The sequence below is a fragment of the Micromonospora sp. Utrum1 genome (assembly GCF_057197805.1).
The window spans coordinates 1692228-1715805 of sequence record NZ_CM170071.1 but is presented as its reverse complement, the minus strand read 5'-3'; the positions used below and the strand labels follow the sequence as shown (position 1 = coordinate 1715805).

The following is a 23578-nucleotide window of genomic DNA, read 5'->3' as shown; positions in this document are numbered from 1 at the left end:
GCCGGGTCCTGTGCCGCCGGTCAGTCGCCCTCGAACCGGATCTCCGCATCGCGGCTGCTCAGGCAGCGTCGGGCGAGGAGGGCCAGCCGGCGGATCTGGTCGACCTCCGCGGGCGCCTGGGCCGCCTCCGCCAGGCAGGGCAGCTCGGCGAGCAGTTGTGGCACCGCCTCGGCGTCCACCACCAGCTCACCGAGCGGATCGACCCGGTCCAGCAGGGGCGTACGACCTCCGCCCCGCACCCGCTCGAGCAGGTTCAGCAGGACGTCGTGCGGGTCCGCCACCACCTCCGTGGAGACGTACGACGGCCGGCGGCGAGCGGGCCCGGCCCGCACCTGCCGATAGAGGACGGCATCCACCCCCATGCTCGTTCCCTCCTCCCACCGGCGTCACCGCCCCCGGGAACGCCCGTTCCGATCCGTCTCGCGAGTCACCCTTCCGCGCCGCCACCAGGCCGGTACGCCGCAGCGCCCGGCCGCCCGCTCTGGCGGGATGTCGGCACCGTTCGGCAACGCCGGAGGGTCGCGCGTCGGCGGACCCCCGGGACGTTGCCACCGTCCTCTTCGTAGCAACAGTTTCCCCTGTCCAGGGCCGGGTCAGCCACCCCGCACGGCGCGCCGCGCCCCCCGTCTTCCGTTTCCGTCGCCCTCCAGTCGCGACGATGATCAGATGAACGTCAGGCCGAGGCTGAACGCACTACCCGCCCGACCAGCCGGCAAGAGCGGTGCGAGCGCTCAGTCAGGCCGGCCCGGGACGGCGCCCGGACAACCGCGTCAGCAGGCTCCAGCCCGGAGCGGCGGTCGGCCGCCGGCCGCCCACGCCCGTAGGCTGAACCGGTGTCTTCCGACCGCCCCGCCTCACCGCGCCGGCGCGGCGCCCCGGGCGCCGGTGGCACCCGTGCGTCCGCCGGAGTAGCCGATGACTGACCAGCGACGCGGCACGCGGGCGGCCCACGAGGCCCTGCCGGCGCCGATGCGGGAGGCGGTCGACGACTTCGCCGACCATCTGGCCCGGGTGCGCAACCGGTCCGCGCACACCGTGCGGGCGTACGTGACGGACCTCGTCTCGCTGCTTGACCACGCGGCGCGGATGGGCTGCGCCGACCTCTCGGAGCTGGACCTGACCGTGCTGCGGAGCTGGCTGGCGAAGCAACGGACCATGGGCGCGGCCCGGACGTCCCTCGCCCGGCGGGCGGCCGCGGCCCGCACCTTCAGCGCCTGGGCGCACCGGACCGGCCTGCTCGCCGGTGACGTGGCCGCGCCGCTGGCCAGTCCCAAGGCGCACAGGGAGCTGCCCACCGTCCTGCGAGCCGACCAGGCCGCCGCGCTGATGGACGCCCCGGACCGGAGCCGGGCACGAACGACGGCCGACGCCGGCGACCCCGCACCGGCCCCGAGCGGAGACGCCGCCCCGACCGGGGACGGGGCAGAACCGGCCAGGGACGGGAACCTCGCGCCGACCCGGAGCGGGGGCGGCGCACCGGCCTCGGACAGCGGTGCCATGCGCCCCGGGCGCGACGACGCCGTGCCGGCCGGAAGCGGGCACGTCTCGACGGCGAACCAGGCAATCGCGCCGGCCCAGCGCGGGAACGACGCGCCCGATCCCGTGCTGCTGCGCGACCGGTTGCTGCTCGAACTGCTCTACGGCACCGGGGTGCGGATCAGTGAGGCCTGTGGCCTGGACGTCAGCGACGTCGACCAGGCCCGCCGGGTGGTACGCGTGCTCGGCAAGGGCGGGCGGGAACGGGCCGTGCCCTACGGGGTGCCGGCGCAGCGCGCGCTGGACGCGTGGCTCGCCCGTGGCCGGCCGGCCCTGGCGGCGTCCCGGTCGGGTCGGGCGCTGCTGCTCGGGGCCCGCGGCGGCCGGCTCAACCCGACCACCGCCCGCCGGATCGTCGCCGGGTACGCCGAGGCCGCCGGCCTGCCCCGGGTGACCCCGCACGGCCTGCGGCACTCGGCCGCCACCCACCTGCTGGAGGGTGGCGCGGACCTGCGCGCCGTGCAGGAGTTGCTCGGGCACTCGTCCCTGGCCAGCACCCAGATCTACACCCACGTCTCGGTCGAGCGGCTGCGGGCGGCGTACCGGCAGGCGCACCCGCGAGCCTGACCCTGCGTCAGGCGTGCTGGCGGTGGACCCGCGCACCGGGGAGACACGGCGGGACAACGGCGGGCCCACCCGGCGGCCGGTCACGGGAGCGGCGACACGATCGGCGCCCGCGGGCCCCACCTCCACCGACAGCCGGCGGAAAGCGGCGGGTTGATGATCCACGACGGGCTACGATCGGCCGATGACGGTTCCGCAGCCGCCCGAGCCGATCCCCGGGGCTCGGCTGCTCTTCTCCCTCGACCCGTCGGTCACCCACCTCAACCACGGATCGTTCGGCGCGGTTCCGATCGTCGTGCAGCGCGCCCAGCAGCGCCTGCGCGACGAGATGGAGGCCAACCCGCTCCGCTTCTTCACCCAGGGCCTGGTCGACCGGATCACCCACGCCCGACGGCACCTGGCCACCTTCCTCGGCGCGGACCCGACCGGCACGGCCCTGGTCGGCAACGCCACCACCGGCGCGGCCATCGTGCTCCAGTCGCTGGCGCTCGGCCCCGGCGACGAGGTGCTGACCACCGACCACGGGTACGGGGCGGTCGGCTTCTCGGTGGAGCGGGAGTGTGCCCGGACCGGCGCGGTCTCCCGGACGCTGCCGGTGCCGCTGACCGCCACCGACGAGGAGGTGGTGGAGATCGTCCGGGCCGGGCTGCGTCCCGGGCGGACCAGGCTGCTGATCGTCGACCAGCTCACCTCGCCCACGGCGCGGCTCTTCCCCACGGCGGCGATCGTCGGGGTGGCCCGGGAGCACGGGGTGCCGGTGCTGGTCGACGCCGCGCACGCCCCGGGCATGCTGCCGACCACGGTGGCGTCGGTCGGCGCCGACTTCTGGGTCGGCAACCTGCACAAGTGGGCGTACGCGCCGCGCGGCACCGCCGCCCTGGTGGTGGCCGAGCCGTGGCGGGAGCGGATCCAGCCGCTGGTCGTCTCCTGGGAGCAGGGCAGCGGGTTCCCCACCCGGGTGGAGTGGCAGGCCACCCTCGACTACACCGGCTGGCTGGCCGCCCCGGTGGGACTGTTCACGCTGCGCAGCCTCGGCGTGGACCGGGTGCGGGCGTACAACGCGGCGCTGGCCGCGTACGGGCAACGGGTGGTCGGGGATGCGCTCGGGGTGGCGCCGACCCACTTGCCGGAACCGGGCGGACCGACGGTCGCCATGCGGCTGATCCCGCTGCCGCCCGGCGTCGCGACCACCATGGACGCGGCCCGGGAGTTGCAGGCCCGGATCGCGGACCGGATCGCGGCCGAGGTGTCGATCGCCGGCTGGAACGGTCGCGGCTACCTGCGCCTGTGCGGCCAGGTCTACAACACCCCCGACGAGTACGACCGGCTCGCCCTCCGGCTGCCCACGCTGCTCGCCCAGGGCTGAGCCGCGGCGGGCGGCGCATCGAGCGGGAGCAGCCGGACCGGGCCGAGCCCGAGCAGGGCGAGCGGATCGAGATACTCCTCGCCCCGGCGCAGCCCCCAGTGCAGGCACGCCGCCACGGCGCAGCCGGGGTGCCCGGCGATCAGCAGGCCGATCGGCGCGCCCGCGGCGACCCGAGCGCCGACCGCCGGCCCGGGGCGGACCGGCTCGTAGGTGGTGCGCAGCCCGTCGGCGTGCCCGACGGTGACCACGGGCCGCCCGGCCACCGTGCCGGCGAAGAGCACCACCCCGGCGCCCGCCGCCCGGACCTCGACGCCGGGGGTGGCGGCCAGGTCCACGCCCCGGTGCCCCGGCAGCCAGGGCTGTGGCGGCGGGTCGAACCGGCGCACGACACGGGGCGTGCCGGCCAGCGGCCAGCGGAACCGCGCCGCCGGCGTGCCGACCGTCGACGCCCCGGGCGAGCGCGGCGACGACGGCGTGAGCGGCCGGGCCACGGACACGACCTGCGGAGGGGAGAACGGCGACACGGCAGACGGTCGTGCCGCGGCCACCACCCCCACGTTGGCCGGCAGCGCCGGGATGACCAGCAGCACCGTCACGATGACCGCGCCGGCGCGGTTCGACAGGATCCACACGCCACCGCACACTGCCGGCCCCGCAGCACCCCGGCAACCACGCGACGACCGCCGCTGTGGACAGCGGCGCACCTGTGGACAAGCCCCGCACGCGGGGCGGATCTGCTATCGGAGCGCCGCCTATGCTGGCCGCGTGACGAAGGACTGGTACGCCTGGCACACCGACTACGACCAGCCGGACTCCTCCCTTTCCCGCCGTCTCGCTGAGGTGCGGGACCGCATCGCGGAGGCGCTGGACACCGCGCCGCCCGGGTCGCTGCGGGCGATCAGCCTCTGCGCCGGCCAGGGGCGCGACCTGATCCCGGTGCTGGCCACCCACCCGCGCGGCAGGGACGTGACGGCCCGCCTGGTGGAGCTGGACCCGCGCAACGCCGAGGTGGCCCGGCACGCCGCCGCCGAGGCGGGGCTGACCGGCGTGGAGGTGGTGGTCGGGGACGCGGCGCTGACCGACCGGTACGCCGACCTCGTGCCGGCGGACCTCGTGCTGGCCTGCGGCATCTTCGGCAACATCAGCGACGCCGACATCCGGGCGACCGTGCGGCACTGCGCCTCGCTCTGCGCCACCGGCGGCACGGTCTTCTGGACCCGGCACCGCCGCGAACCGGACCTGGTCCCCGCCATCTGCGACTGGTTCGCGGAGGAGGGGTTCGCGCCGATCGCGGTGAGCAGCCCCGCCGACGGGGTCGGCGTCGGCGTGCACCGCCTCACCGGCCCGCCCCGCCCGCTGGCGCCGGGGGCGGCGATGTTCGAGTTCATCGGCTACGACCGCCTCACCCACCCCTGAACAGGCCGAGGAGCAGCGAAATGACCACTGTGGACGACGTCAGCCGGCCATCCAGGATCGCCGGGCCGGACGAGGCGATCAGCGCCGAGGAACTCCAGTTGGCCGCGCGCAACCACGGCATCCCGCTGGAGGCGCTGCGCTACGACGTGACCCCGGCCGGGCTGCACTACCTGCTCATCCACTACGACATCCCGGACGTCGACCCGGCGGCGCACGCGCTGACCGTGGGCGGCGCGGTCGCGCGTCCGCTCCGCCTCGACCTGGCGGCGCTGCGGGAGCGGCCCCGGGTCACCCACCGGGTCACCCTGGAGTGCGCGGGGAACGGCCGGGCGCTGCTGGACCCCCGCCCGGTCAGCCAGCCGTGGCTGGTGGAGGCGGTGGGCAACGCCGAGTGGACCGGCACCCCGCTGGCCCCGCTGCTGCGCGAGGCCGGGCTGGCCGCCGACGCGGTGGACGTGGTCTTCACCGGCGCCGACCACGGGGTGGAGCGCGGCGTCGAGCAGGACTACCAGCGGGCGCTGCCGGTGGCCGACGCGCTGCGCGAGGAGGTGCTGCTGGCGTACGAGATGAACGGCGCTCCCCTGCTGCCGCAGCACGGCGCGCCGCTACGGCTGATCGTGCCCGGCTGGTACGGGATGGCGCACGTCAAGTGGCTGCGCGACATCCGGGTGGTGACCGAGCCGTTCGACGGCTACCAGAACGCGGTGGCGTACCGGCTGCGGCAGGACGCCGACGACCCGGGTGTGCCGGTGACCCGCATCGAGCCCCGGGCCCTGGTGCGTCCGCCGGGCTTCCCGGACTTCATGTCACGGACCCGGGTGCTGCGGCCGGGGCCGTGCACCGTGGACGGGCGGGCCTGGTCGGGGCACGCGCCGGTGACGGCCGTGGAGGTGACCTTCGACGGCGGTACGACGTGGGTGCCGGCGACGCTGGACGAGCCCACCGGGGGCGAGTGGGCGTGGCGGCGGTGGCAGGTGTCGTGGCGGGCGACGCCGGGGCGGCACGTGCTGGGCGCCCGGGCGGTCGACGCCTCCGGGCGGACCCAGCCGGTCGAGCAGCCGTGGAACCGGGGTGGGTTCGCGAACAACCTGGTGCAGCGGGTCGAGGTGGTCGTGCTGGCGGAGTGATCCGCCGCGGGCGGCGGGCGGGCCGGCGGGCCCGCCCGGCCGCCGCTCGGGTCGGGTCGGATCAGCCGCCGAATCCGGAGTCTGCGGGAAGCGAGATGTCGGGCTTTTCGAGCTCTTCCACATTGACGTCCTTGAACGTCATTACGCGGACATTCTTGACGAACCGGGCGGGGCGGTACATGTCCCACACCCAGGCGTCGTGCATCTCGACCTCGAAGTAGACCTCGCCGTCCGAGTTACGCACGTGCAGGTCGACCTGGTTCGCCAGGTAGAAGCGGCGCTCGGTCTCCACCACGTAGGAGAACTGGCGGACAATGTCGCGGTACTCCCGGTAGAGCTGCAGCTCCATCTCGGTCTCGTACTTCTCGAGATCTTCCGCGCTCATCGCACTCCGCCTTCCATGACCACATCTTCCCCCACCGGCGCCGGAGGTCGCGCCTGCTCGCCCAACGCCACGCCGACGGTACCCCCTGGCGCGCCGGAGCGCTCCATCGGCTCGTCCGGGCCATCCGCGAACGCCTCGGCAGGGGCGCCGAAGAGCGCCTCGTCGGGGCTTCCGGCGGCCGGCCGGCGGGAGCGGGGCGGCCGCCCGTCCCGCCCGGAGACGGTGGCCACGTTGACGTACGAGAAGCGGTGCTCCCGGCAGGGCCCCAGCTCGCGCAGCGCGGCGCTGTGCTCCGGGGTGATGTAGCCCTTGTGCTCGGCGAAGCCGTAGCCCGGGTGCCGCTCGTCCAGTTCCACCATGATCCGGTCCCGGGTGACCTTGGCCAGCACGCTCGCCGCCGCCACGCAGGCGGCCACCCGGTCCCCCTTCCAGACCGCCAGCCCGGGCACGTCCAGCCCGTCGACGCCGAAGCCGTCGGTCAGCACGTATTCCGGCCGGGTGGTCAGCGAGGCGAGCGCCCGGCGCATGGCGGCCACGTTGCACACGTGCAGCCCGCGCGCGTCGACCTCGTCGGCGGGGATGATCACCACCGCGTACGCCAGGGCACGGGCCACCACCTCGTCGTGGACCCGCTCGCGGGCCGCCGGGGTGAGCAGCTTGGAGTCGGCCAGCTCGTCGATCTCGCCGCGCCGCCCCTCGGGCAGCACCGCGGCGGCGGCCACCAGCGGCCCGGCGCAGGCGCCCCGGCCGGCCTCGTCGGCGCCGGCCACGTGCCGGAAGCCACGCCGTTGCAGGGCCCGCTCCAGCGCGTAGAGGCCGCCGTCACGGCGCACGACGGTGCGCGGCGGGGTCAGCACGGGCCACCCCCGGCGAGCGCCCGGGCGAGCCGGTCCACCAGGTCCGGCGGGTAGTAGCGCTCGGCGGTGCCGGCCAGCTCGTCGACCGACCACCAGCGGTGGCCGTGCATGCTGGCCTGCTCGATCTCGTCGAAGCCCGCCGTGTCGACCTCCCAGGTCGGCACCCGGACCAGGAAGAACTCCTGCTCCTGCCGGTACCAGACCCCGTCGAACGGGAACTCGACCGTCTCCGCCCAGACCGGCGTGCCGAGCTCGGCGGGGGCGAGCCGCAGCCCGGTCTCCTCGGCCAGCTCGCGGGCCGCGCCGGCGGCCGGGGTCTCCCCGGGGTCGAGGCCGCCGCCGGGGGTGAACCAGTAGCGGTGGCCCGGGCGGGCCGGATCACTGCCCTCGAACAGCAGCACCCGGTCGGACGCGTCGACGAGCAGCACGCGGGCCGCGCGACGAGGGGTGTAGACGGTCACCGCACAAGCCTGCCAGACGCCTCCGACGAATGCCCACGCCCTCCGGGTCAGGGATTGGGGATGCCGTCGAACTGCTCGGGCACGCTGAGCCAGGTCGCCCGGCCGACGGGCCAGAAGATCGTGAAGGCCCGCCCGACCACCTGGTCCTCCGGGATGGTGGCCTCGGTGATATCCTCGCCGGACTGCTGCCAGTGCTCCAGGGAGTCGCCGGAGGCCTCCCGGTGGTCGCCCATCACCCAGAGCCGGCCATCCGGCACGGTGATGTCGAAGTCCTGGTCGGCGGGCTTGTTGCCGGGGAAGATGAACGGCTCGTCGATCGGCTTGCCGTTGATGATCAACCGTTCCTGCGGGCCGGTGCGGTCGCAGCAGACCACGTGGTCACCACCGACCCCGATCACCCGCTTGATGAAGTCCTCGCCCTCCGGGTTGCCGCTCCACTCGGTGGGCGCCTTGAAGACGATCACCTCGCCCCGGTGCGGCGAGCGGAAGTCGTAGACCAGCTTGTTGACCAGCACCCGATCGTCGATCTTGAGGGTGTTCTCCATGGACGGGGAGGGGATGAAGAAGGTCTGCAGCACGAAGGCACGAACCAGCACTGCGACCAGGATCGCCACGCCCAGGAGGATGGGCAGCTCCTTCCAGAAGGAGCTGCGTGGCTTCTCGGTCTGCTCGTCAATCACGGGTGGAGCCTACGTCCCCGCCCGTGGCGCAGTCGCCCCGAACGCGCGAGAACGGAGAGCGCGGCCGTGACCGGGAGGATCAGGACGACGCCGCCCACCGGGTCGGGATCCACCGGGGCCGGCCGGGCCGGCGCGGCGTTGGGTTGCGGCAGGTCGGCGAAGGTTCCCGGGACGGGCAGGGTGGTCCACCGTTGGGACGGCCAGACGATCATGAAGGCGCGGCCGACCACGTTGTCGATCGGCACCGGGCCCTGGCACCGGGCGTCCTGGGAGACCAGCCGGTGGTCGCCCATCACGAAGATCTGCCCGGGCGGCACGACGATCTCGGTGAACTGCCGGGAACGGCACTCCTTGGGGTTCGGCGGCAGCTCGACCGGCGAGTCCTCGGAGACGTACCCCCGCTCGTCCAGCGGCACGCCGTTGACCACGACCCGGCCCTTGTCGCAGCACCAGACCCGGTCGCCGGGCACTCCGATGACCCGCTTGATGAAGTCCTTCTCGCCGGGCCGGCTGATGCCGACCAGGTCACCGAGGGTGCGGCCGACCTTGCCGGCGAAGTTGGTCGGCGGTGCGGGAGCCTCCTGGGCGACCCACCGGTCGGTGCCCCGGAAGACGACCACCTCGCCGCGGGCCGGGTCGCGGACGTCGTAGACGACCTTGTTGACCAGCACCCGGTCGCCGATGAGCAGGGTGTCCTCCATCGACCCGGACGGGATGAAGAACGCCTGGAGCAGGAAGGTGCGGATCAGCACCGCGAGGCAGAAGGCGACGACGAGGAGGAGGGGCAGTTCCTGCCAGAGCGGCATCTGCCGGCGGCTGCGCCGGGCCCGCCGGCGCCACGGGTCGACGGTGCCGTCCTCGTCAAGCATCTGCACCATGCCACTCTCCGGTCCGCGGAAACGACACTACCGCCCGGGAGTCTCCTGGGGAGACCCCACGGGCGGTAGTGGACCGCTGTGACACCGCGTCGAGTGGGCGCGGCGCGCCGTCCCCCGGCGCCCGTACGACCAGGGTAATGCGCTCCGGTCGATACGACATCCGCACAGGTCAGGCGGCGTGGCGAGGCGAAATTCAGCTCGCCGGCTGCTTCTCGCGCAGCTCCTTGATCTTGGCCTTCTTGCCCCGCAGCTCGCGCAGGTAGTAGAGCTTGGCGCGCCGCACGTCACCGCGGGTCACGATCTCGATCCGGTCGATCGCCGGGCTGTTCAGCGGGTAGGTGCGCTCCACACCCACGCCGAAGCTGACCTTGCGGACCGAGAAGGTCTCGCGCAGCCCGTCACCCTGGCGGCGGATGACGACGCCCTGGAAGATCTGGACCCGGGAACGGTTGCCCTCGACGACCCGCGCGTGCACCTTGACGGTGTCACCGGCACGGAAGTCGGGCAGGTCGGCGCGCTTCGACTGGGCGTCAAGGGCGTCCAGGATGTTCATCGCTGTGTCCTCGTGAGGCTCACGGCGCACCGTCAGTCGATGCGCGGATGGGTGATTCTGACCCCCGGGTGGTGGCCGGCGGCGCCGACCCCGGTCGAGGGTCCTCGCACCCACCCACGGCGTGGACGGATGCGGCAACCCCTCTACTTTGCCACATCCCCCGCCGGCGGCTGAAATCCACCCCGGTCCAGCGCCGCCCGGTCCCGCTTGTCCAGGCTCTCCGGCGGCAGCGCGGCGATCATGTCGGGGCGGCGGTCCGCCGTCCGCAGCAGCGCCTCGTCGCGCCGCCAGCGGGCGATCTTCCCGTGGTCACCGGAGCGGAGCACCTCGGGCACCTCGTGCCCGCGCCAGGTCGCCGGCTTGGTGTACATCGGGGCTTCCAGCAGCCCGTGGGCGTGCGACTCCTCGTCCAGCGAGCCGGCGTTGCCGAGCACCCCGGGCAGCAGCCGGGTGACCGCCTCCAGGATGACCAGCACGGCCACCTCGCCACCGAAGAGCACGTAGTCGCCGAGGGAGACCTCGGTCACCCGCATCCGGGCCGCCGCGTGGTCGAGCACCCGCTGGTCGATGCCCTCGTAGCGGCCGCAGGCGAAGAGCAGGTGTGACTCGGCGGCCAACTCGTGCGCCATGGCCTGGGTGAACGGAACGCCGGCCGGCGACGGGACGAGCAGCCGGGGCAGGGTGTGCCCGTCCGGGCTCAGCTCGTCGGGGGCCAGGGCGTCGAGGGCCTCGCCCCACGGCTCCGGCCGCATCACCATGCCCGGACCGCCGCCGTAGGGGGTGTCGTCGACCGTGCGGTGCACGTCGTGGGTCCACGTCCGCAGATCGTGTACGGCCAGCCGCAGCGTGCCGCTCGCCCGGGCCTTGCCGATCAGCGACAGGTCCAGCGGGGCGAAGTACTCGGGGAAGATCGACACGATGTCGACGCGCATCAGGGGGTGGCTCCAGTCAGAGGTCGAGCAGCCCGCCGGGCAGCTCCACCACCACGCGTCCGCCCGCGAGGTCGACCTCGGGCACCATCGCCTTGACGAACGGGATGAGCGCGGTCCTCCCGTCGGGGCGCCGCAGCACCAGCAGGTCGGAGGAGGGGGCGTGGTCGATCCGGGCCACCTCGCCCAGCCGCTCGCCGGCCTGGGTCACCACGGCCAGGCCGACCAGCTGGTGGTCAAGGAACTCCTCCGGGTCGGCCGGCGGAGCGACGTCGGCGCTGTCCACGCCGAGCAGGGTGCCGCGCAGCGCCTCGGCGACGTCGCGGCCGAGCACGCCCTCGAAGGCGACCAGCAGCCGCCCCTGGTGCCAGCGGGCGGCCTCGATGGTCAACTTCTCCGGCACCCGGTAGGCCCCGGGCTCCGCAGGCGCGACCGCGCCAGGGTCGGTGACCAGCACCGACCCTGGCGCGAACCGTGCTTCGGGCTCATCGGTCCGCACCTCCACGGTGACCTCACCGCGGATGCCGTGCGGCTTGCCGATCCGGCCGACGATGAGAAGCATCAGTACGAGTCGACGATGTCGACGCGCACCCCGCGCCCACCGATGGAGCCGATCACCTGGCGCAGCGCCTTGGCGGTCCGGCCGGACCGCCCGATCACCGTGCCGAGGTCCTCCGGGTGCACGCGGACCTCGAGCCGCTTGCCCCGACGGGAATCGACCATCCGCACCCGGACGTCATCCGGGTGGTCGACGATCCCCTTGACCAGGTGCTCCAGGGCGGGACGCAGCGCCATGTCAGGCCTGCTCGCCGGACTCGACACCGGTCTGCTCCTCGGCCTTCGGCGCCGCGGCCTCGGCGGCCGGGGCGGCCGCGGCCTTGGCGGCCTTCTTGGTCGGCGCCGGGGTCTCCGCCACGCCGGCGGCGGCCTTCGCCTCGGCCTCGTACGCCGCCTTGCGGTCGGCCCGCTCCGGGGCGACCTTCAGCGGCGGCGGGGCCGGCAGGCCCTTGAACTTCTGCCAGTCACCGGTCAGCTCCAGCAGGCGCTGCACGGCCTCGCTCGGCTGCGCGCCGACCGACAGCCAGTACTGGACCCGCTCCGACTTGACCTCGATCACCGAAGGGTCTTCCTTCGGCTGGTACACACCGACGAACTCGATCGCGCGACCGTCACGCTTGGTGCGCGAGTCGGCGACGACGATGCGGTACTGCGGGTTGCGGATCTTGCCCATCCGCAGGAGCCGGATCTTTACGGCCACAGTTGTTTCGCTCCTGTTGCGATCTCACCGGCCCGGTGCGGGCGGTGTGGCGGGTGAGCGCCGACCGGCACAGTGGGGTTTGGGCCGGAGACTGCTCGGTTAACTGGCGACGCGCCCGGGTTAGAGGGCGCCGGACGCGCGCCGGATACCAGCGACCCATTCTGCCATGTCCCGCCCGGATCTCTCACACCGGACCCGGACAGCTCGCCCGGGTCGCCCACGACGGTGACGAACGACACCCGCTCAGCGGACCGGCGGCCGGTCCCAGCCCGGCGGCAGTTCGTCCGGTATGTCCCAGTCGGCCGGCGGGGTGAAGTCGCACCAGGTGCCGTCGAAGGGGAACTCGCCGGCCTCGGCGATCCGGATCACCCGCTCCCCCTCGGCCCGGACCGCCTTCTCGTCGCTGACCCAGTAGTGCTCGGGGAAGGCGAGGCGTTCGACGAACTCGTCCTCGTCCTTCCACTCCCAGCTCAGATCCGGGTGGACCACCACGTCGAGGTCCTGGTCGACCATGTCCACCCCGGCCACCGCACCGTCGTCCCAGCGGATGCCGGGCTCCTCCAGGTTGACGTACCAGTTCTGGAAGCGGCCCTGCACGTCGCGGAACCACCAGACCGAGTGGGCCGCGCCGGTGGGCAGGAACTTCAGCACCGGCGGCCCGTTCCAGCGGCCCCGGGCCAGCCGGTAGGAGGAGGTGATCCACTCGGCGAAGGGCACCGCCCGCATGCCCAGCCCCGCCTCGGTCACCTCGTACGCCACCGGCGTGTTCCGGGCCACCCAGAGCAGCAGTCCGCGCTCGTCGTCGGACACCACCCGGGCCGACCGGACCCAGCCGATCCGGCCGTGCCGCACGTTCCGGTGCATGATCAGCCGACCCGGCTCGAACCGGTCGACCGGACTACCCGGCCGCACCTCAGTAGGCGCGGGCCAGGACGGCGACCAGGTTCGGCTCGTCCTCGGAGTCCGGCACCGAGCCGTCGGCCCGCAGCAGGCACCGGACGGTGACGCCCTGGCCGTTCGCCTCGGCCTCGCCCTGCACACCGACCGCCGACCACGGCACCTTGGCCCAGCCGTCGGCGGCCGCCTCGATCGCCTCGGCCAGCGTGCCGACCTCGACCGTCCGGGACTGCCGGAACGCCAGCGCCTGATCGTGCAGCGTCTGCTGGTCCGCCTCGAGCGCGGCGAGCACCGCGCCCACCACGTCGGCGACCGGGACCGGCGCCTTCGAGCCGTCCGTACGCCGGACCACCACCGCGTTGCCGGCGGCCAGGTCACGGGGGCCGACCTCGACGCGCACCGGGTAGCCGCGCAGCTCGGCGTCGACGGCGCGGCGGCCGAACGCGGTGTCGGTCCGGTCGTCCAGCGCGACCCGGACCCCGGCGTCGCGCAGCGCGTCGCGGAGCTTGGCCGCCGCCTCGCCCACGCCCTCGCCGTCCTTGACGATCATCACGTACGCCTGGATCGGCGCCAGCTTCGGCGGCACGCGCAGGCCGTTGTCGTCGCCGTGGGACATGATCAGGCCGCCGAGCATCCGGGTCGAGGTGCCCCAGGAGGTGGTCCAGGCGTGCTCCCGGCCGCCCTCGGCCGAGGAGTAGCTGATGTCGAACGCCTTGGCGAAGTTCTGGCCCAGCTCGTGACTGGTGCCCAGCTGGAGCGCCTTGCCGTCGCCCATCATGCCTTCACAGGTGTAGGTGGCGGTGGCGCCGGCGAAGCGCTCGCGGGCGGTCTTCAGGCCGACCACCACCGGGATGCCGAGCACGTTGACCATCAGATCCTCGTACGCCTCGTGCAGGATCCGGCGGGCGTAGGCCCGGGCGTCCTCGCGGGTCGCGTGCGCGGTGTGCCCCTCCTGCCAGAGGAACTCGCTCGTACGCAGGAAGATCCGCGGCCGCAGCTCCCAGCGCACCACGTTCGCCCACTGGTTGAGCAGCAGCGGCAGGTCGCGGTAGGAGTCGATCCACTTGGCCATGAACTCGCCGATCACCGTCTCGCTGGTGGGGCGGACCACCACCGGCTCGGCGAGCTGCTTGCCACCACCGTGGGTGACCACGGCCAGCTCCGGCGAGAAGCCCTCGACGTGCTCGGCCTCGCGCTTGAGGTAGCTCTCCGGGATGAAGAGCGGGAAGTACGCGTTCTCCGCGCCGGCCGCCTTGATCCGGGCGTCCATCTCGGCCTGCATCCGCTCCCAGATGGCGTAGCCCGCCGGTCGGATGACCATGGTGCCCCGCACCGGGCCGTTGTCGGCCAGCTTCGCCTTGGCGATCAGGTCCTGGTACCAGCGGGGAAAGTCCTCCGCACGGGGAGTGAGCACGCGTGCCATGACCGCACATCCTATGCGCCGGGCGGGCCGCCGCTGCGCCCGGGAGTCGGCGCGCGCCGTGTCGCGCCGACCGACGAGCGGCAACGGCTGCCCGGAGTGAGCCCGGGGCGCGGTCAGCGGAGGACGCGGCCGCGGAGGACGATGCGGGACGGGGCGCGGACCACGCGCAGTTCGCGGCGGGGGTCCTCGGGGTAGACGGTCAGGTCGGCGAGGCCGCCCTCGACCAGGCCGGGGAAGCCGAGCCACTCCCGGGCCCGCCAGGAGGCGGCGGCGAGCACGTCCTCGGCGGGCATGCCGGCCTGCTCGTGCAGGAGCAGCATCTCCTCGGCGGCAAGCCCGTGGTCGATGCCGCCGCCCGCGTCGGTGCCCACGTAGATCGGCACCCCTGCCTCGTGCGCGGCGCGGACCACCTCGGGGAAGCGGTCGCGCAGGGCGAGCATGTGGTCGGCGTACCCGGGGAACTTCGCCCGGGCCTGGTCGGCGATGTGGCCGAAGGTTTGGATGTTGATCATGGTGGGCACCAGCGCGGTGCCCTGCCGGGCCATCAGGTCGATCAGGTCGAGGCTCAGCCCGGTGCCGTGCTCCACCGAGTCCACCCCGGCCCGCACCATGATCTCCACGGCCGACTCGGAGAAGGTGTGCACCGCCGCGCGTGCCCCGGCGGCGTGCGCGGCGGCGACCGCCGCGGTCATGGTGTCGGCGTCCCAGGCCGGGGCGAGGTCGCCCACCCCGCGGTCGATCCAGTCGCCGACCAGCTTGACCCAGCCGTTGCCGGCGGCGGCCTGCGCGGCGAGCGTCGCGGCCACCTCGGCCGCGCCGACCTCCACCCCGATGTCGCGCAGGTAGCGCTTCGGCGGCGCGACGTGCCGGCCGGCGCGGGCCAGTCGCGGCAGGTCCGCCTCGTCGTCGAGTTCGGGGTACGGGTACGGCGAGCCGGCGTCACGGATGGCCAGCACCCCGGCGTCCCGGTCGGTGCGGGCCAGCTCGCGGGCCTGGTCGAGGGAGGTGATCGGGGCGCCGCCGCGGGCGATGCCGATGTGGCAGTGGGCGTCGGTCAGGCCGGGCAGCACGAAGCCGCCGTCGACGACCGTCTCGGCGCCGGGCACCGGTTCGAAGGTGACCCGGTCATCGACCAGCCAGACGTCCCGGACCTCGTCGTCCGGCAGGAGCACACCGCGCACATGCAGAGCCATGTGCACAGTCCTACCGGATGATCGCCCGGACACGCGGCGGGGCCCGGCCGATCCGGCCGGGCCCCGTCATCCGTGGGTGGGTCAGCGGGGGCGGTTGTCGCCCTTGCCGAGCTTGTTGAAGTCGATCTTCGGCAGCTTGAAGCCCGGCGGCAGGCCCTGGCCGCCGGCCAGGTCACCCGGGTCGAGGCCCGGCGGCAGCTGCGGCATGCCGCCGGGGAAGCCGCCCGGCACCCCGGCGCCGGTGCGCGGCCGCCCGCCGCCCTTGGTGCCCTTGCGCTTGTTCTTCGGCGACTTGGTCGCCTTGCGCCGGCCCCCGCCGGGCAGGCCCATCATGCCGCCCATCTGCTTCATCATCTTCTGCGCGTCGGCGAAGCGGTTGAGCAGCTGGTTGACGTCCATCACGGTGACCCCGGAGCCGCTGGCGATGCGGGCCCGGCGGGAACCGTTGATGATCTTCGGCGTGGTGCGCTCGGCGGGGGTCATCGACCGGATGATCGCGGTGACCCGGTCGAAGTGCTTGTCGTCCAGCTCGGCGAGCTGGTCCTTCATCTGCCCCATGCCCGGCATCATGGCCAGCACGTTGGCGATCGGGCCCATCCGCCGGACCGCGATGAGCTGATCGAGGAAGTCCTCCAGGGTGAAGGTCTCCCCGCCCATCAGCTTGGCGGTCATCTTCTCCTTCTGATCGGCGTCGAAGGCCGCCTCGGCCTGCTCGATCAGCGTGAGGACGTCGCCCATGCCGAGGATCCGGCTGGCCATCCGGTCGGGGTGGAAGACGTCGAAGTCCTCCAGCTTCTCGCCGGTGGAGGCGAACAGGATCGGCTGCCCGGTGACCTCGCGGACGGACAGCGCGGCGCCACCGCGGGCGTCGCCGTCGAGCTTGGAGAGGACCACGCCGCTGATGCCGACGCCGTCGCGGAACGCCTCGGCGGTGCGGACCGCGTCCTGGCCGACCATCGCGTCGATGACGAAGATGACCTCGTCGGGCTGGACCGCGTCGCGGATGTCCGCGGCCTGCTGCATCATCTCGGCGTCGATGCCGAGCCGGCCGGCGGTGTCGACGATGACGATGTCCCGGGCGGCCCGCTTGGCGTGCTCGATCGAGTCGCGGGCGACCTGCACCGGGTCGCCGACGCCGTTGCCGGGCTCCGGGGCGTACACCTCGACGCCGGCCCGGCCACCGAGCACCTGGAGCTGCCCGACGGCGTTGGGGCGCTGGAGGTCGGCGGCGACCAGCAGCGGCTGGTGGCCCTGGGCCTTGAGCCAGCGGGCCAGCTTGCCGGCGAGGGTGGTCTTACCGGAACCCTGGAGACCGGCCAGCATGATCACCGTCGGCGGGTGCTTGGCGAACTGGAGCCGCCGCCCCTCGCCGCCGAGGACGTTGATCAGCTCCTCGTTGACGATCTTGACGATCTGCTGGGCCGGGTTGAGCGCCTCGGAGACCTCGGCGCTGCGCGCCCGCTCCTTGACGTTCGCGATGAAGCCCTTGACCACCGGCAGGGCGACATCGGCCTCCAGCAGCGCCATGCGGATCTCGCGCGCGGTGGCGTCGATGTCGGCGTCGGTGAGCCGACCCTTGCCGCGGAGCTTGGTGAAGATCCCGGACAGGCGGTCACTCAAGGTGTCAAACACGCGAACATCCCGTTTGTCGGTTTGGCGAGCACAGTCGGCCGGCACGCACACGTCCGGCTACCCGCAAGGGTAACGGTCCCGCCTCCGCAGTGCTTCCCGCCGGCCGGACCCCCACCAGGAGATCACCACCGCCAGCGCCGCCGGTCGATCACGACGCGACCAGGCCCGACTGGTAGGCGAAGACCACCAGCTGGGCCCGGTCCCGGGCGCCCAGCTTGACCATGGCCCGGCTGACGTGGGTGCGCGCGGTGGCCGGGCTGACCACCAGCCGCTCGGCGATCTCGACGTTGCTCAGCCCCTCACCGACCAGCCCCACCACCTCGCGCTCACGGTCGGTGAGGCTGCCGAGCCGGGGGTGCGGGCGGGGCACCCGGGCCGGCCGGGTCGCGAACTCCCGCACCACCCGCCGGGTCACCGACGGGGAGAGCAGCGCCTCCCCCTCGGCGACCAGCCGGATCGCCCGCAGCAGCTCGGCCGGGCGGGTGTCCTTGGTGAGGAAGCCGCTGGCCCCGTGCCGGAGCGCGTCGAAGACGTACTCGTCCAGCTCGAAGGTGGTCAACACGACCACCCGGGTGCCGGCGAGCGCGGGGTCGGCGACGATCCGGCGGGTCGCCTCGATGCCGTCGACGCCCGGCATCCGGACGTCCATCAGCACCACGTCGGGGCGTTCCCGGCGGGCCGCCTCCACGGCGGCGAGCCCGTCCGCGGCCTCGCCGACCACGCTGAGGTCGTCCTCGCTCTCCACCAGGGCACGCAGCCCGATCCGGACCAGGTCCTGGTCGTCGGCTAGCAGCACGCGGATCATGTGACCTCCTCCACGGGCAGTGTGGCGGACACCCGGAATCCGCCGCCGGAGGCGGGGCCGGCGGTGAACGACCCGCCCAGCGCGGTGACCCGCTCCCGCATGCCGGCCAGCCCGTAGCCGCCGGACCGGTCCGTCGTGGCGGCCGGGCCGCGGCCGGTGTCGGTGACCTCCACGGCGACCTCGGTGGGCGCGTACCGGAGCCGGACGGTGGCCGTGGCCGGACCGGCGTGCCGCAGCACGTTGGTCAGCGCCTCCTGCACCACCCGGTACGCGGCCAGGTCCACCGCGACCGGGAGCGGGCGGGGCGCCCCGTCCACCTCGACGGTGACCGGGAGCCCGGCGCCGGCCAGCCGCTCGCGCAACTGCGGGAGCTGGCCCAGCCCCGGCGCGGGTGAGCGCTCGTCGACGGCCTCGTCGCGGCGGACCACGGTCAGCGTGACCCGCAACTCGTCCAGCGCCTCCTTGCTGGTCCGGCTGATCGCGGTGAGCGCCGCCTCGGCCTGCTCGGGCTTGCGGGCCAGCAGGTGCAGGGCGATCTCGGCCTGCAGGTGGATCGCGGCGAGGCCGTGTCCGACCACGTCGTGCACCTCCCGCGCCACCCGCAGCCGCTCGGCGTCGGCCAGCCGGCGCGCCTCGTCGGTGCGGCTGCGCGCCGCGTTCTCCCGGCCCAGGCGCACGGTGACCCCCACCGCGAACGGCACCACCACCCAGGCGGCGGCCGGCATCAGCCCGACCAGGCCGGGCGGGCGCACCCCGACGAAGACGTGCGTGAGCAGCACCACCAGCGCCAGGCCGTTGGCCACCGCCGCGGTCCGCACCGGCCGGTACGCGGCCGTGGTGTAGACCGCGACGAAGAACGACAGCAGGATCGGGCCGTACGGGTAGCCGAGCCACAGGTACGCGGTGCTCGCCGCGGTGACCACCGCCAGGGTGGCCAGCGGCCAGCGCCGGCGCACGGCCACCGCGAGCGCGGCCACCACGACCAGCGGGTAGGTGGCCCGCCCGGTGCCCACGCCCTGGTTGAGGCCGGCCGGCGCGGTGCCGGCCAGCCCGATCACCAGCAGGGCCAGGGCGACCAGGCCGTCCAGGAGCCGGCGGCCCCAGTCGCCACGCTCGCGGTCCACGTCCCCTCCCCCGCCCCGCCTCAGCCGATGTCCCGCCGGCGCAACAGCACCGCGCCGACCGCCGCGAACCCGACCAGGTACGCGGCCACCACCACGGCCGCCTGCCCGCCGCCGACGGTGGCCGCGACCCCGGGGGTGTCGCCCGGCGCGCCCAGCGCGGCGGCCAGCGACCCGGCGTTCGGCCCGGGCAGCCCCTCCTGCGCCTTCGCCACCCAGTCGACCAGCGGCGCGGCGATCGCGGCGAGCAGGTTCTGCACCGCGAGCATCCACACCAGGCCCAGCCCGACCGGCAGCGCCACGGCGCGCAGCGCGACGGCGAGCACGGCACCGAGCATGGCCCACATCGTCGCGATGAGCCACCCCGCCCCGATCCCGGTGAGCAGGTCGCCGACGGGAGGCCAGGTCACCGGCTGCGCCTCGGCGGAGGCGATGAGCAGGCTGGCCACCGCGCCGACCGCGAACACGGCGAGCACCACGGCCAGCGCGGCGGCGGCCAGGGCGAGCAGCTTGCCGGCGTACACCTCCAGCCGGGTGGGGCCCTGGGTGAGCACGGTCTTCCAGGTGCCCCAGCCGTACTCGCCGCCGACGGTGAGCACGCCGAGGATCAGCAGGATCGAGCCGAGGAAGACCGGCAGGCCGCCGAGGGAGTTCCCGACCAGCTGGTCGGGGAGCAGCGCCGCCAGCGTCCGGCCGGTGTTCGGCCCGTCGGTGCCGCCCGCCAGGCCGGCGTACGGGAAGAGGTAGGTGAAGATCAGTGCGAGCACCAGCGTGATGGCCAGCAGCAGCCAGCTGGCCGGCCGCCGGACCAGCTTGACCGTCTCGGCGCGGAAGCTACGCGACATCGGCCGTTCCCTTCTCCACGAGGTCGAAGAAGACCTGTTCCAGGTCCCGTTCCCGGGGGCGCAGCTCGCGCACGGCGAGCCCGGCCCCGACCAGCTCGGTGTTGAGCCAGGCGGCGCGGTCCGGCTCGACGGCCAGCTCCAGCCCGCCGTCGACCACCCGGACCCGCTCGGCGCCGACCAGTTCCCGCGCCCGGGCGGCCGCGGCGTCCAGCGGGTCGGCGAGCAGCCGCAGCCCGGCCGCGCCGCGCAGCTCGGCGACGCTGCCCTCGGCGACCAGCCGGCCTCGGGCGATCACCCCGACCCGGTCGCAGATCTGCTCGACCTCGCCGAGCAGGTGGCTGGAGACCAGCACCGTGCAGCCGGCCGCGCCGAGCCGGCGGATGAGGGTGCGCATGTCCGCCATGCCGGCCGGGTCGAGGCCGTTGGTCGGCTCGTCCAAAATCAGCAGGCGGGGGTCCTTGAGCAGCGCGGCGGCCACGCCGAGCCGCTGCTTCATGCCCAACGAGTAGCCGGCGTAGCGGTCGCCGGCCCGGTCGGTCAGGTCGACCAGGTCGAGCACGAGCGCGACCCGGTCGGCGCCGACGCCGGCGTAGCGGGCCAGCACCCGCAGGTTGTCCCGGCCGGAGAGGTACGGGTAGAAGGCCGGTCCTTCGATCAGGGCGCCGACCCCGGTGAGCCGGCCGGCGGTGGGTGGCCGGCCGAGCAGCCGGACCGTGCCGGCGGTGGGCCGGACCAGCCCGAGCAGCATGCGCAGGGTGGTGGTCTTGCCGGCGCCGTTGGGGCCGAGGAAGCCGTACACCTCGCCGGCCCGGACGGTGAGCTGGAGGTCCTGCACGGCGGTCAGGCCGCCGTACCGTTTGGTGAGCCCTTCGGTCTGCACTGGCAGGTTCATGCATCGAGAGTCCCGCCGGGCGGCCCCCGGCACGTCGCCCCGGCGGCGGCTTCCGGGCTACGTCGCCTGACGTAGTCAGACGGCGGCGAGCACGGCGGCCTCGATCCGGGCCCGGTCGGCGTCGGACGGCCAGCCGCCGACCAGGTAGAACGCGTCCACCACGTCGCCACCGAGGGTGGAGATCCGGGCGGCCCGCACCTGGGCGCCGGCCTCGTCGAGGGCGCAGGTGACCCGGTAGAGCAGCCCGGCCGCGTCGGCGGCGCGCAGCTCCAGCAGCACCGCATCGGTGGCCGCCTCGCGGTGCCAGACCACCCGGGGCGCGGCGCCCTGGCCGCGCGCGGCGAGGGCCCGGCCGCGCAGCCGCTGGGTGACCGAGACGTCGCCGGTGACCGCGCGGCGCAGGTCGGCGCTGAGCGCGATCGGGTCGGGGGCCAGGCCGTAGCGCGGCTGCACCCGGCACTGCACCAGGGCCCGACCGTCGACCGTGGCGGCGTCCGCGGAGATGACCTCCAGCCGGTGCAGGGCCAGACAGCCGGCCACCGTGGCTAGCAGGCCTCGCCGGTCGGCCGCGGCCACCGCCACCCGGTCCTCCCCGAGGTGTACGACGGGCAGCGGCCCGGCGACCAGCGCCGGGTCGGGGGCCGGCGGGGCGGGCACCACGCCGGTGTCCAGGGCGGACCGCACCCGGGCGACCAGTTCGGCGACCAGCCGCCCCTTCCAGTCCGACCAGGCGGCCGGCCCGGTCGCCGCGGCATCGGCCCGGACCAGGCCGTGCAGCAGCTCCAGGGTGGTGGCGTCGCCGACCCGCCCGGCGACACCGGCGACGGTCTTCGGGTCGGAGAGGTCCCGCCGGGTGGCCACGTCGGGCAGCAGCAGGTGCAGCCGCACCAGCTTGGCGATCAGGGCCGCCTCGTCCGCGGGCAGCCCGATCCGGGCGGCCACCGCCTCGGCGAGCGGCGCCCCCACGGCGCTGTGGTCACCGGGCAGCCCCTTGCCGATGTCGTGCAGGAACGCGCCGAGCAGCAGCAGGTCGGGCCGGTCCACGTCGCGGGTGTGCCGGCTCGCCTCGTACGCGGCCTGCACCAGGTGCCGGTCGAGGGTGAACCGGTGCACCGGGTTGTGCTGGGGCAGGCTGCGCAGCCGGGTCCACTCGGGCAGCCAGCCGTCGACCAGGCCGTACCGGTCGCAGGTCTCCCAGGCGGGCACCAGGCCGGGGCCCGCCCCGAGCAGGGTGATCAGCGCGGTCCGGGCGGCCGGCGGCCACGGCGCGGGCAGCGGCGGGCAGTACGCGGCCAGCCACTCGCAGGTGGCCCGGGCGATGGGCAGCCGGGTGGTGGCCGCGGCGGCGGCGATCCGCAGCGACAGGCTCGGGTCGGGGCGGGCGCCGATCGCGGCGCGGGCGAGCACCAGCTCGCCGTCCTGCTCGACCACGTCCCGGGCGACCGGGCGGCGTAGCGGCCGGCCGCCGGCGGTCCGGTGCCGGCCGGCGCGGAGCCGGTCGGCGGCCCGCCAGGCGTCGTCGAGGGCGTGGCTGACGGTCCGGGCGTCCCCGGCCACCCGGCGCAGCAGCGCGTCGCCGTCGCCGGCTTCGGCGACGGCTTCGGGTCGCGGCGCGGCGTCAGACGCGCCGAGCTGAAGTTGTCGCAGGCCGAGCAGGGCAGCGACGCCGTCGCGTTCCTGGGCGACCAGCCGGTCGACCCGGCGGCCGACCTGCTGGTGCAGGGCGTCCCGGGTGTCCAGCAGCCGCCGGTGGGCGGCGTGCACGGCGGGGCGGAGGGCGTCGGTGACGCCGGCGGTGGCGATGGCCCGGAGGAGGCCGACGTCGCGCAGTCCGCCGGCGGCCTCCTTGAGGTCGCCCTCGAGGAGGAAGGCCAGCTCGCCGTGGGTCTCCCAGCGGGCGGTGGTGATCTCCCGCAGCCGGGGGAGCCGGCGGACGGCGGTCCGCCGCCAGTGGTCGGCCGCGGTGCGGACGAGCTGGTCGGCCAGGGTGGGGTCGCCGGCCACGTGGCGGGCGTCGAGCAGGCCGAGGGCGACCTTCACGTCGTCCTGGGCCACGGAGAGCGCCTCGGCGACGGTGCGCACCGAGTGGTCCAGCCGCAGCCCGGCGTCCCAGATCGGATACCAGAGCGAAGCGGCCAGCTCGTCGGTGCCGGGCACCCCGGCGTGCAGCAGCACCAGGTCGAGATCGCCGTACGGGGCGCACTGGCGGCGGCCCAGCCCGCCGACCGCGATCAACGCGATCCCCTCCCGCCGCGGGAAGATGCCGCGCAGCCAGGCGTCCAGGGCGTCGGCCCGGGCCGCCCGCGCGTCCGCGCCGATCCCACCGGGTACGCCGGCGACCTCGTTGACCACGAGCTGCCCGTCCCCGGTGGGGCCGGTCGTCGTGGTCAACGAGGTCACGTCGGTCGGATCCGGCGTCAGAGGGCGTCGAGCCCGCGCTCGCCGGTACGGACCCGGACGACCTCCTCGACGCCGGTCACCCAGACCTTGCCGTCGCCGATCTTGCCGGTCCGGGCGGCGCCCACGATGGCGTCGACGATCTTGTCGACGTCCATCTCGTCGGTGAGCACCTCGACCCGGATCTTGGGCAGGAACTCGACCGTGTACTCGGCACCCCGGTAGACCTCGGTGTGCCCCTTCTGCCGGCCGTAGCCCTGGACCTCGCTGACGGTCAGGCCCGCCACGCCGAGGGCGTGCAGGGCCTCCTTCACCGCGTCCAGCTGGTACGGCTTGATGACCGCGGTCACCAGCTTCATGTCC

26 protein-coding genes are annotated in these 23578 nt (G+C 74.5%); 4 read left to right on the top strand and 22 right to left on the bottom strand.

Annotated features, from left to right (window positions below; all coding sequences use genetic code 11):
• Positions 1–20: 20 nt before the first annotated feature.
• Complete coding sequence (locus tag AC0OLQ_RS08460) at positions 21–362, bottom strand: hypothetical protein (protein ID WP_484530875.1); 342 nt, start codon at positions 360–362, stop codon at positions 21–23.
• Positions 363–1002: 640 nt separating this feature from the next.
• On the opposite strand from AC0OLQ_RS08460, the gene AC0OLQ_RS08455 reads away from it, so the two are divergent.
• Positions 1003–2103: a tyrosine-type recombinase/integrase gene (locus tag AC0OLQ_RS08455; RefSeq protein ID WP_484532300.1), complete on the top strand. Its 1101-nt coding sequence runs from the start codon at positions 1003–1005 to the stop codon at positions 2101–2103.
• A 181-nt stretch (positions 2104–2284) separates the two neighbouring features.
• Complete coding sequence (locus AC0OLQ_RS08450) at positions 2285–3466, top strand: aminotransferase class V-fold PLP-dependent enzyme (RefSeq protein WP_484530874.1); 1182 nt, start codon at positions 2285–2287, stop codon at positions 3464–3466.
• On the opposite strand, the gene AC0OLQ_RS08445 is transcribed toward AC0OLQ_RS08450, so the two are convergent.
• Complete coding sequence (locus tag AC0OLQ_RS08445) at positions 3400–4098, bottom strand: murein hydrolase activator EnvC family protein (RefSeq protein WP_484530873.1); 699 nt, start codon at positions 4096–4098, stop codon at positions 3400–3402. The two genes, AC0OLQ_RS08450 and AC0OLQ_RS08445, sit on opposite strands and share 67 nt — an antisense overlap.
• Positions 4099–4231: 133 nt before the next feature.
• Here AC0OLQ_RS08445 and AC0OLQ_RS08440 point away from each other — a divergent pair, with 133 nt between their 5' ends.
• Positions 4232–4882, top strand: coding sequence for a methyltransferase domain-containing protein (locus tag AC0OLQ_RS08440; protein WP_484530872.1), 651 nt, complete (start codon positions 4232–4234; stop codon positions 4880–4882).
• A gap of 20 nt (positions 4883–4902) precedes the next feature.
• Positions 4903–6009, top strand: coding sequence for a sulfite oxidase (locus AC0OLQ_RS08435; RefSeq protein WP_484530871.1), 1107 nt, complete (start codon positions 4903–4905; stop codon positions 6007–6009).
• A 61-nt stretch (positions 6010–6070) separates the two neighbouring features.
• Here AC0OLQ_RS08435 and AC0OLQ_RS08430 read toward each other — a convergent pair whose 3' ends face one another.
• The 20 genes from AC0OLQ_RS08430 to AC0OLQ_RS08335 all read right to left on the bottom strand — a co-directional run bounded on the left by AC0OLQ_RS08430 (position 6071) and on the right by AC0OLQ_RS08335 (position 23574).
• Positions 6071–6394 (bottom strand): DUF2469 domain-containing protein, encoded by a 324-nt coding sequence (locus AC0OLQ_RS08430; RefSeq protein WP_007075222.1) that lies wholly within the window; start codon positions 6392–6394, stop codon positions 6071–6073.
• The gene (locus AC0OLQ_RS08425) at positions 6391–7251 is read right to left on the bottom strand and encodes a ribonuclease HII (RefSeq protein WP_484530870.1); all 861 of its coding nucleotides are present in this window, start codon (positions 7249–7251) and stop codon (positions 6391–6393) included. Before AC0OLQ_RS08425 ends, AC0OLQ_RS08430 begins: the two co-directional genes overlap by 4 nt.
• Entirely contained in the window at positions 7245–7712 is a 468-nt protein-coding gene (locus tag AC0OLQ_RS08420; protein ID WP_484530869.1) for an NUDIX hydrolase, read from the bottom strand. The genes AC0OLQ_RS08425 and AC0OLQ_RS08420 overlap by 7 nt, the downstream gene beginning before the upstream one ends.
• Before the next feature lie 47 nt (positions 7713–7759).
• Positions 7760–8392 carry a signal peptidase I gene (gene lepB, locus AC0OLQ_RS08415; protein ID WP_484530868.1) on the bottom strand — a complete coding sequence of 211 codons (633 nt, stop codon included), beginning with the start codon at positions 8390–8392 and terminating at the stop codon, positions 7760–7762.
• Positions 8389–9270, bottom strand: a complete 882-nt coding sequence (gene lepB / locus AC0OLQ_RS08410; protein WP_357338063.1) for a signal peptidase I — start codon at positions 9268–9270, stop codon at positions 8389–8391. Before lepB (AC0OLQ_RS08410) ends, lepB (AC0OLQ_RS08415) begins: the two co-directional genes overlap by 4 nt.
• 193 nt (positions 9271–9463) lie before the next feature.
• Positions 9464–9823 carry a 50S ribosomal protein L19 gene (gene rplS / locus AC0OLQ_RS08405; RefSeq protein ID WP_357338061.1) on the bottom strand — a complete coding sequence of 120 codons (360 nt, stop codon included), beginning with the start codon at positions 9821–9823 and terminating at the stop codon, positions 9464–9466.
• Positions 9824–9966: 143 nt separating this feature from the next.
• The gene (trmD, locus tag AC0OLQ_RS08400) at positions 9967–10755 is read right to left on the bottom strand and encodes a tRNA (guanosine(37)-N1)-methyltransferase TrmD (protein WP_357338058.1); all 789 of its coding nucleotides are present in this window, start codon (positions 10753–10755) and stop codon (positions 9967–9969) included.
• A 16-nt stretch (positions 10756–10771) separates the two neighbouring features.
• Entirely contained in the window at positions 10772–11314 is a 543-nt protein-coding gene (rimM, locus tag AC0OLQ_RS08395; protein WP_484530867.1) for a ribosome maturation factor RimM, read from the bottom strand.
• Positions 11314–11574, bottom strand: coding sequence for an RNA-binding protein (locus tag AC0OLQ_RS08390; protein WP_187399607.1), 261 nt, complete (start codon positions 11572–11574; stop codon positions 11314–11316). The genes rimM and AC0OLQ_RS08390 overlap by 1 nt, the downstream gene beginning before the upstream one ends.
• Positions 11549–12010 carry a 30S ribosomal protein S16 gene (rpsP, locus tag AC0OLQ_RS08385; protein WP_357338053.1) on the bottom strand — a complete coding sequence of 154 codons (462 nt, stop codon included), beginning with the start codon at positions 12008–12010 and terminating at the stop codon, positions 11549–11551. The genes AC0OLQ_RS08390 and rpsP overlap by 26 nt, the downstream gene beginning before the upstream one ends.
• Positions 12011–12253: 243 nt before the next feature.
• A complete protein-coding gene (locus tag AC0OLQ_RS08380) occupies positions 12254–12874 on the bottom strand; it encodes a ribonuclease FAU-1 family protein (protein ID WP_484530866.1) in 621 nt (206 codons plus the stop codon).
• A 49-nt stretch (positions 12875–12923) separates the two neighbouring features.
• On the bottom strand, positions 12924–14330 hold the full coding sequence (gene proS / locus AC0OLQ_RS08375; RefSeq protein ID WP_484530865.1) for a proline--tRNA ligase: 1407 nt from the start codon (positions 14328–14330) through the stop codon (positions 12924–12926).
• Positions 14331–14443: 113 nt separating this feature from the next.
• Positions 14444–15523, bottom strand: coding sequence for an amidohydrolase family protein (locus AC0OLQ_RS08370; protein ID WP_484530864.1), 1080 nt, complete (start codon positions 15521–15523; stop codon positions 14444–14446).
• Positions 15524–15604: 81 nt separating this feature from the next.
• On the bottom strand, positions 15605–17155 hold the full coding sequence (gene ffh, locus AC0OLQ_RS08365; RefSeq protein ID WP_357338042.1) for a signal recognition particle protein: 1551 nt from the start codon (positions 17153–17155) through the stop codon (positions 15605–15607).
• Positions 17156–17303: 148 nt separating this feature from the next.
• Positions 17304–17960 (bottom strand): response regulator transcription factor, encoded by a 657-nt coding sequence (locus AC0OLQ_RS08360; RefSeq protein WP_357338039.1) that lies wholly within the window; start codon positions 17958–17960, stop codon positions 17304–17306.
• On the bottom strand, positions 17957–19084 hold the full coding sequence (locus AC0OLQ_RS08355) for a sensor histidine kinase (RefSeq protein WP_484530863.1): 1128 nt from the start codon (positions 19082–19084) through the stop codon (positions 17957–17959). The genes AC0OLQ_RS08360 and AC0OLQ_RS08355 overlap by 4 nt, the downstream gene beginning before the upstream one ends.
• Positions 19085–19104: 20 nt before the next feature.
• On the bottom strand, positions 19105–19926 hold the full coding sequence (locus AC0OLQ_RS08350; protein ID WP_357338034.1) for an ABC transporter permease: 822 nt from the start codon (positions 19924–19926) through the stop codon (positions 19105–19107).
• A complete protein-coding gene (locus AC0OLQ_RS08345) occupies positions 19916–20818 on the bottom strand; it encodes an ABC transporter ATP-binding protein (RefSeq protein WP_484530862.1) in 903 nt (300 codons plus the stop codon). The genes AC0OLQ_RS08350 and AC0OLQ_RS08345 overlap by 11 nt, the downstream gene beginning before the upstream one ends.
• A 75-nt stretch (positions 20819–20893) precedes the next feature.
• Positions 20894–23218: a [protein-PII] uridylyltransferase gene (locus tag AC0OLQ_RS08340; RefSeq protein WP_484530861.1), complete on the bottom strand. Its 2325-nt coding sequence runs from the start codon at positions 23216–23218 to the stop codon at positions 20894–20896.
• 17 nt (positions 23219–23235) lie between these two features.
• Positions 23236–23574, bottom strand: a complete 339-nt coding sequence (locus AC0OLQ_RS08335) for a P-II family nitrogen regulator (RefSeq protein ID WP_013284578.1) — start codon at positions 23572–23574, stop codon at positions 23236–23238.
• Between the last annotated feature and the right edge of the window lie 4 nt (positions 23575–23578).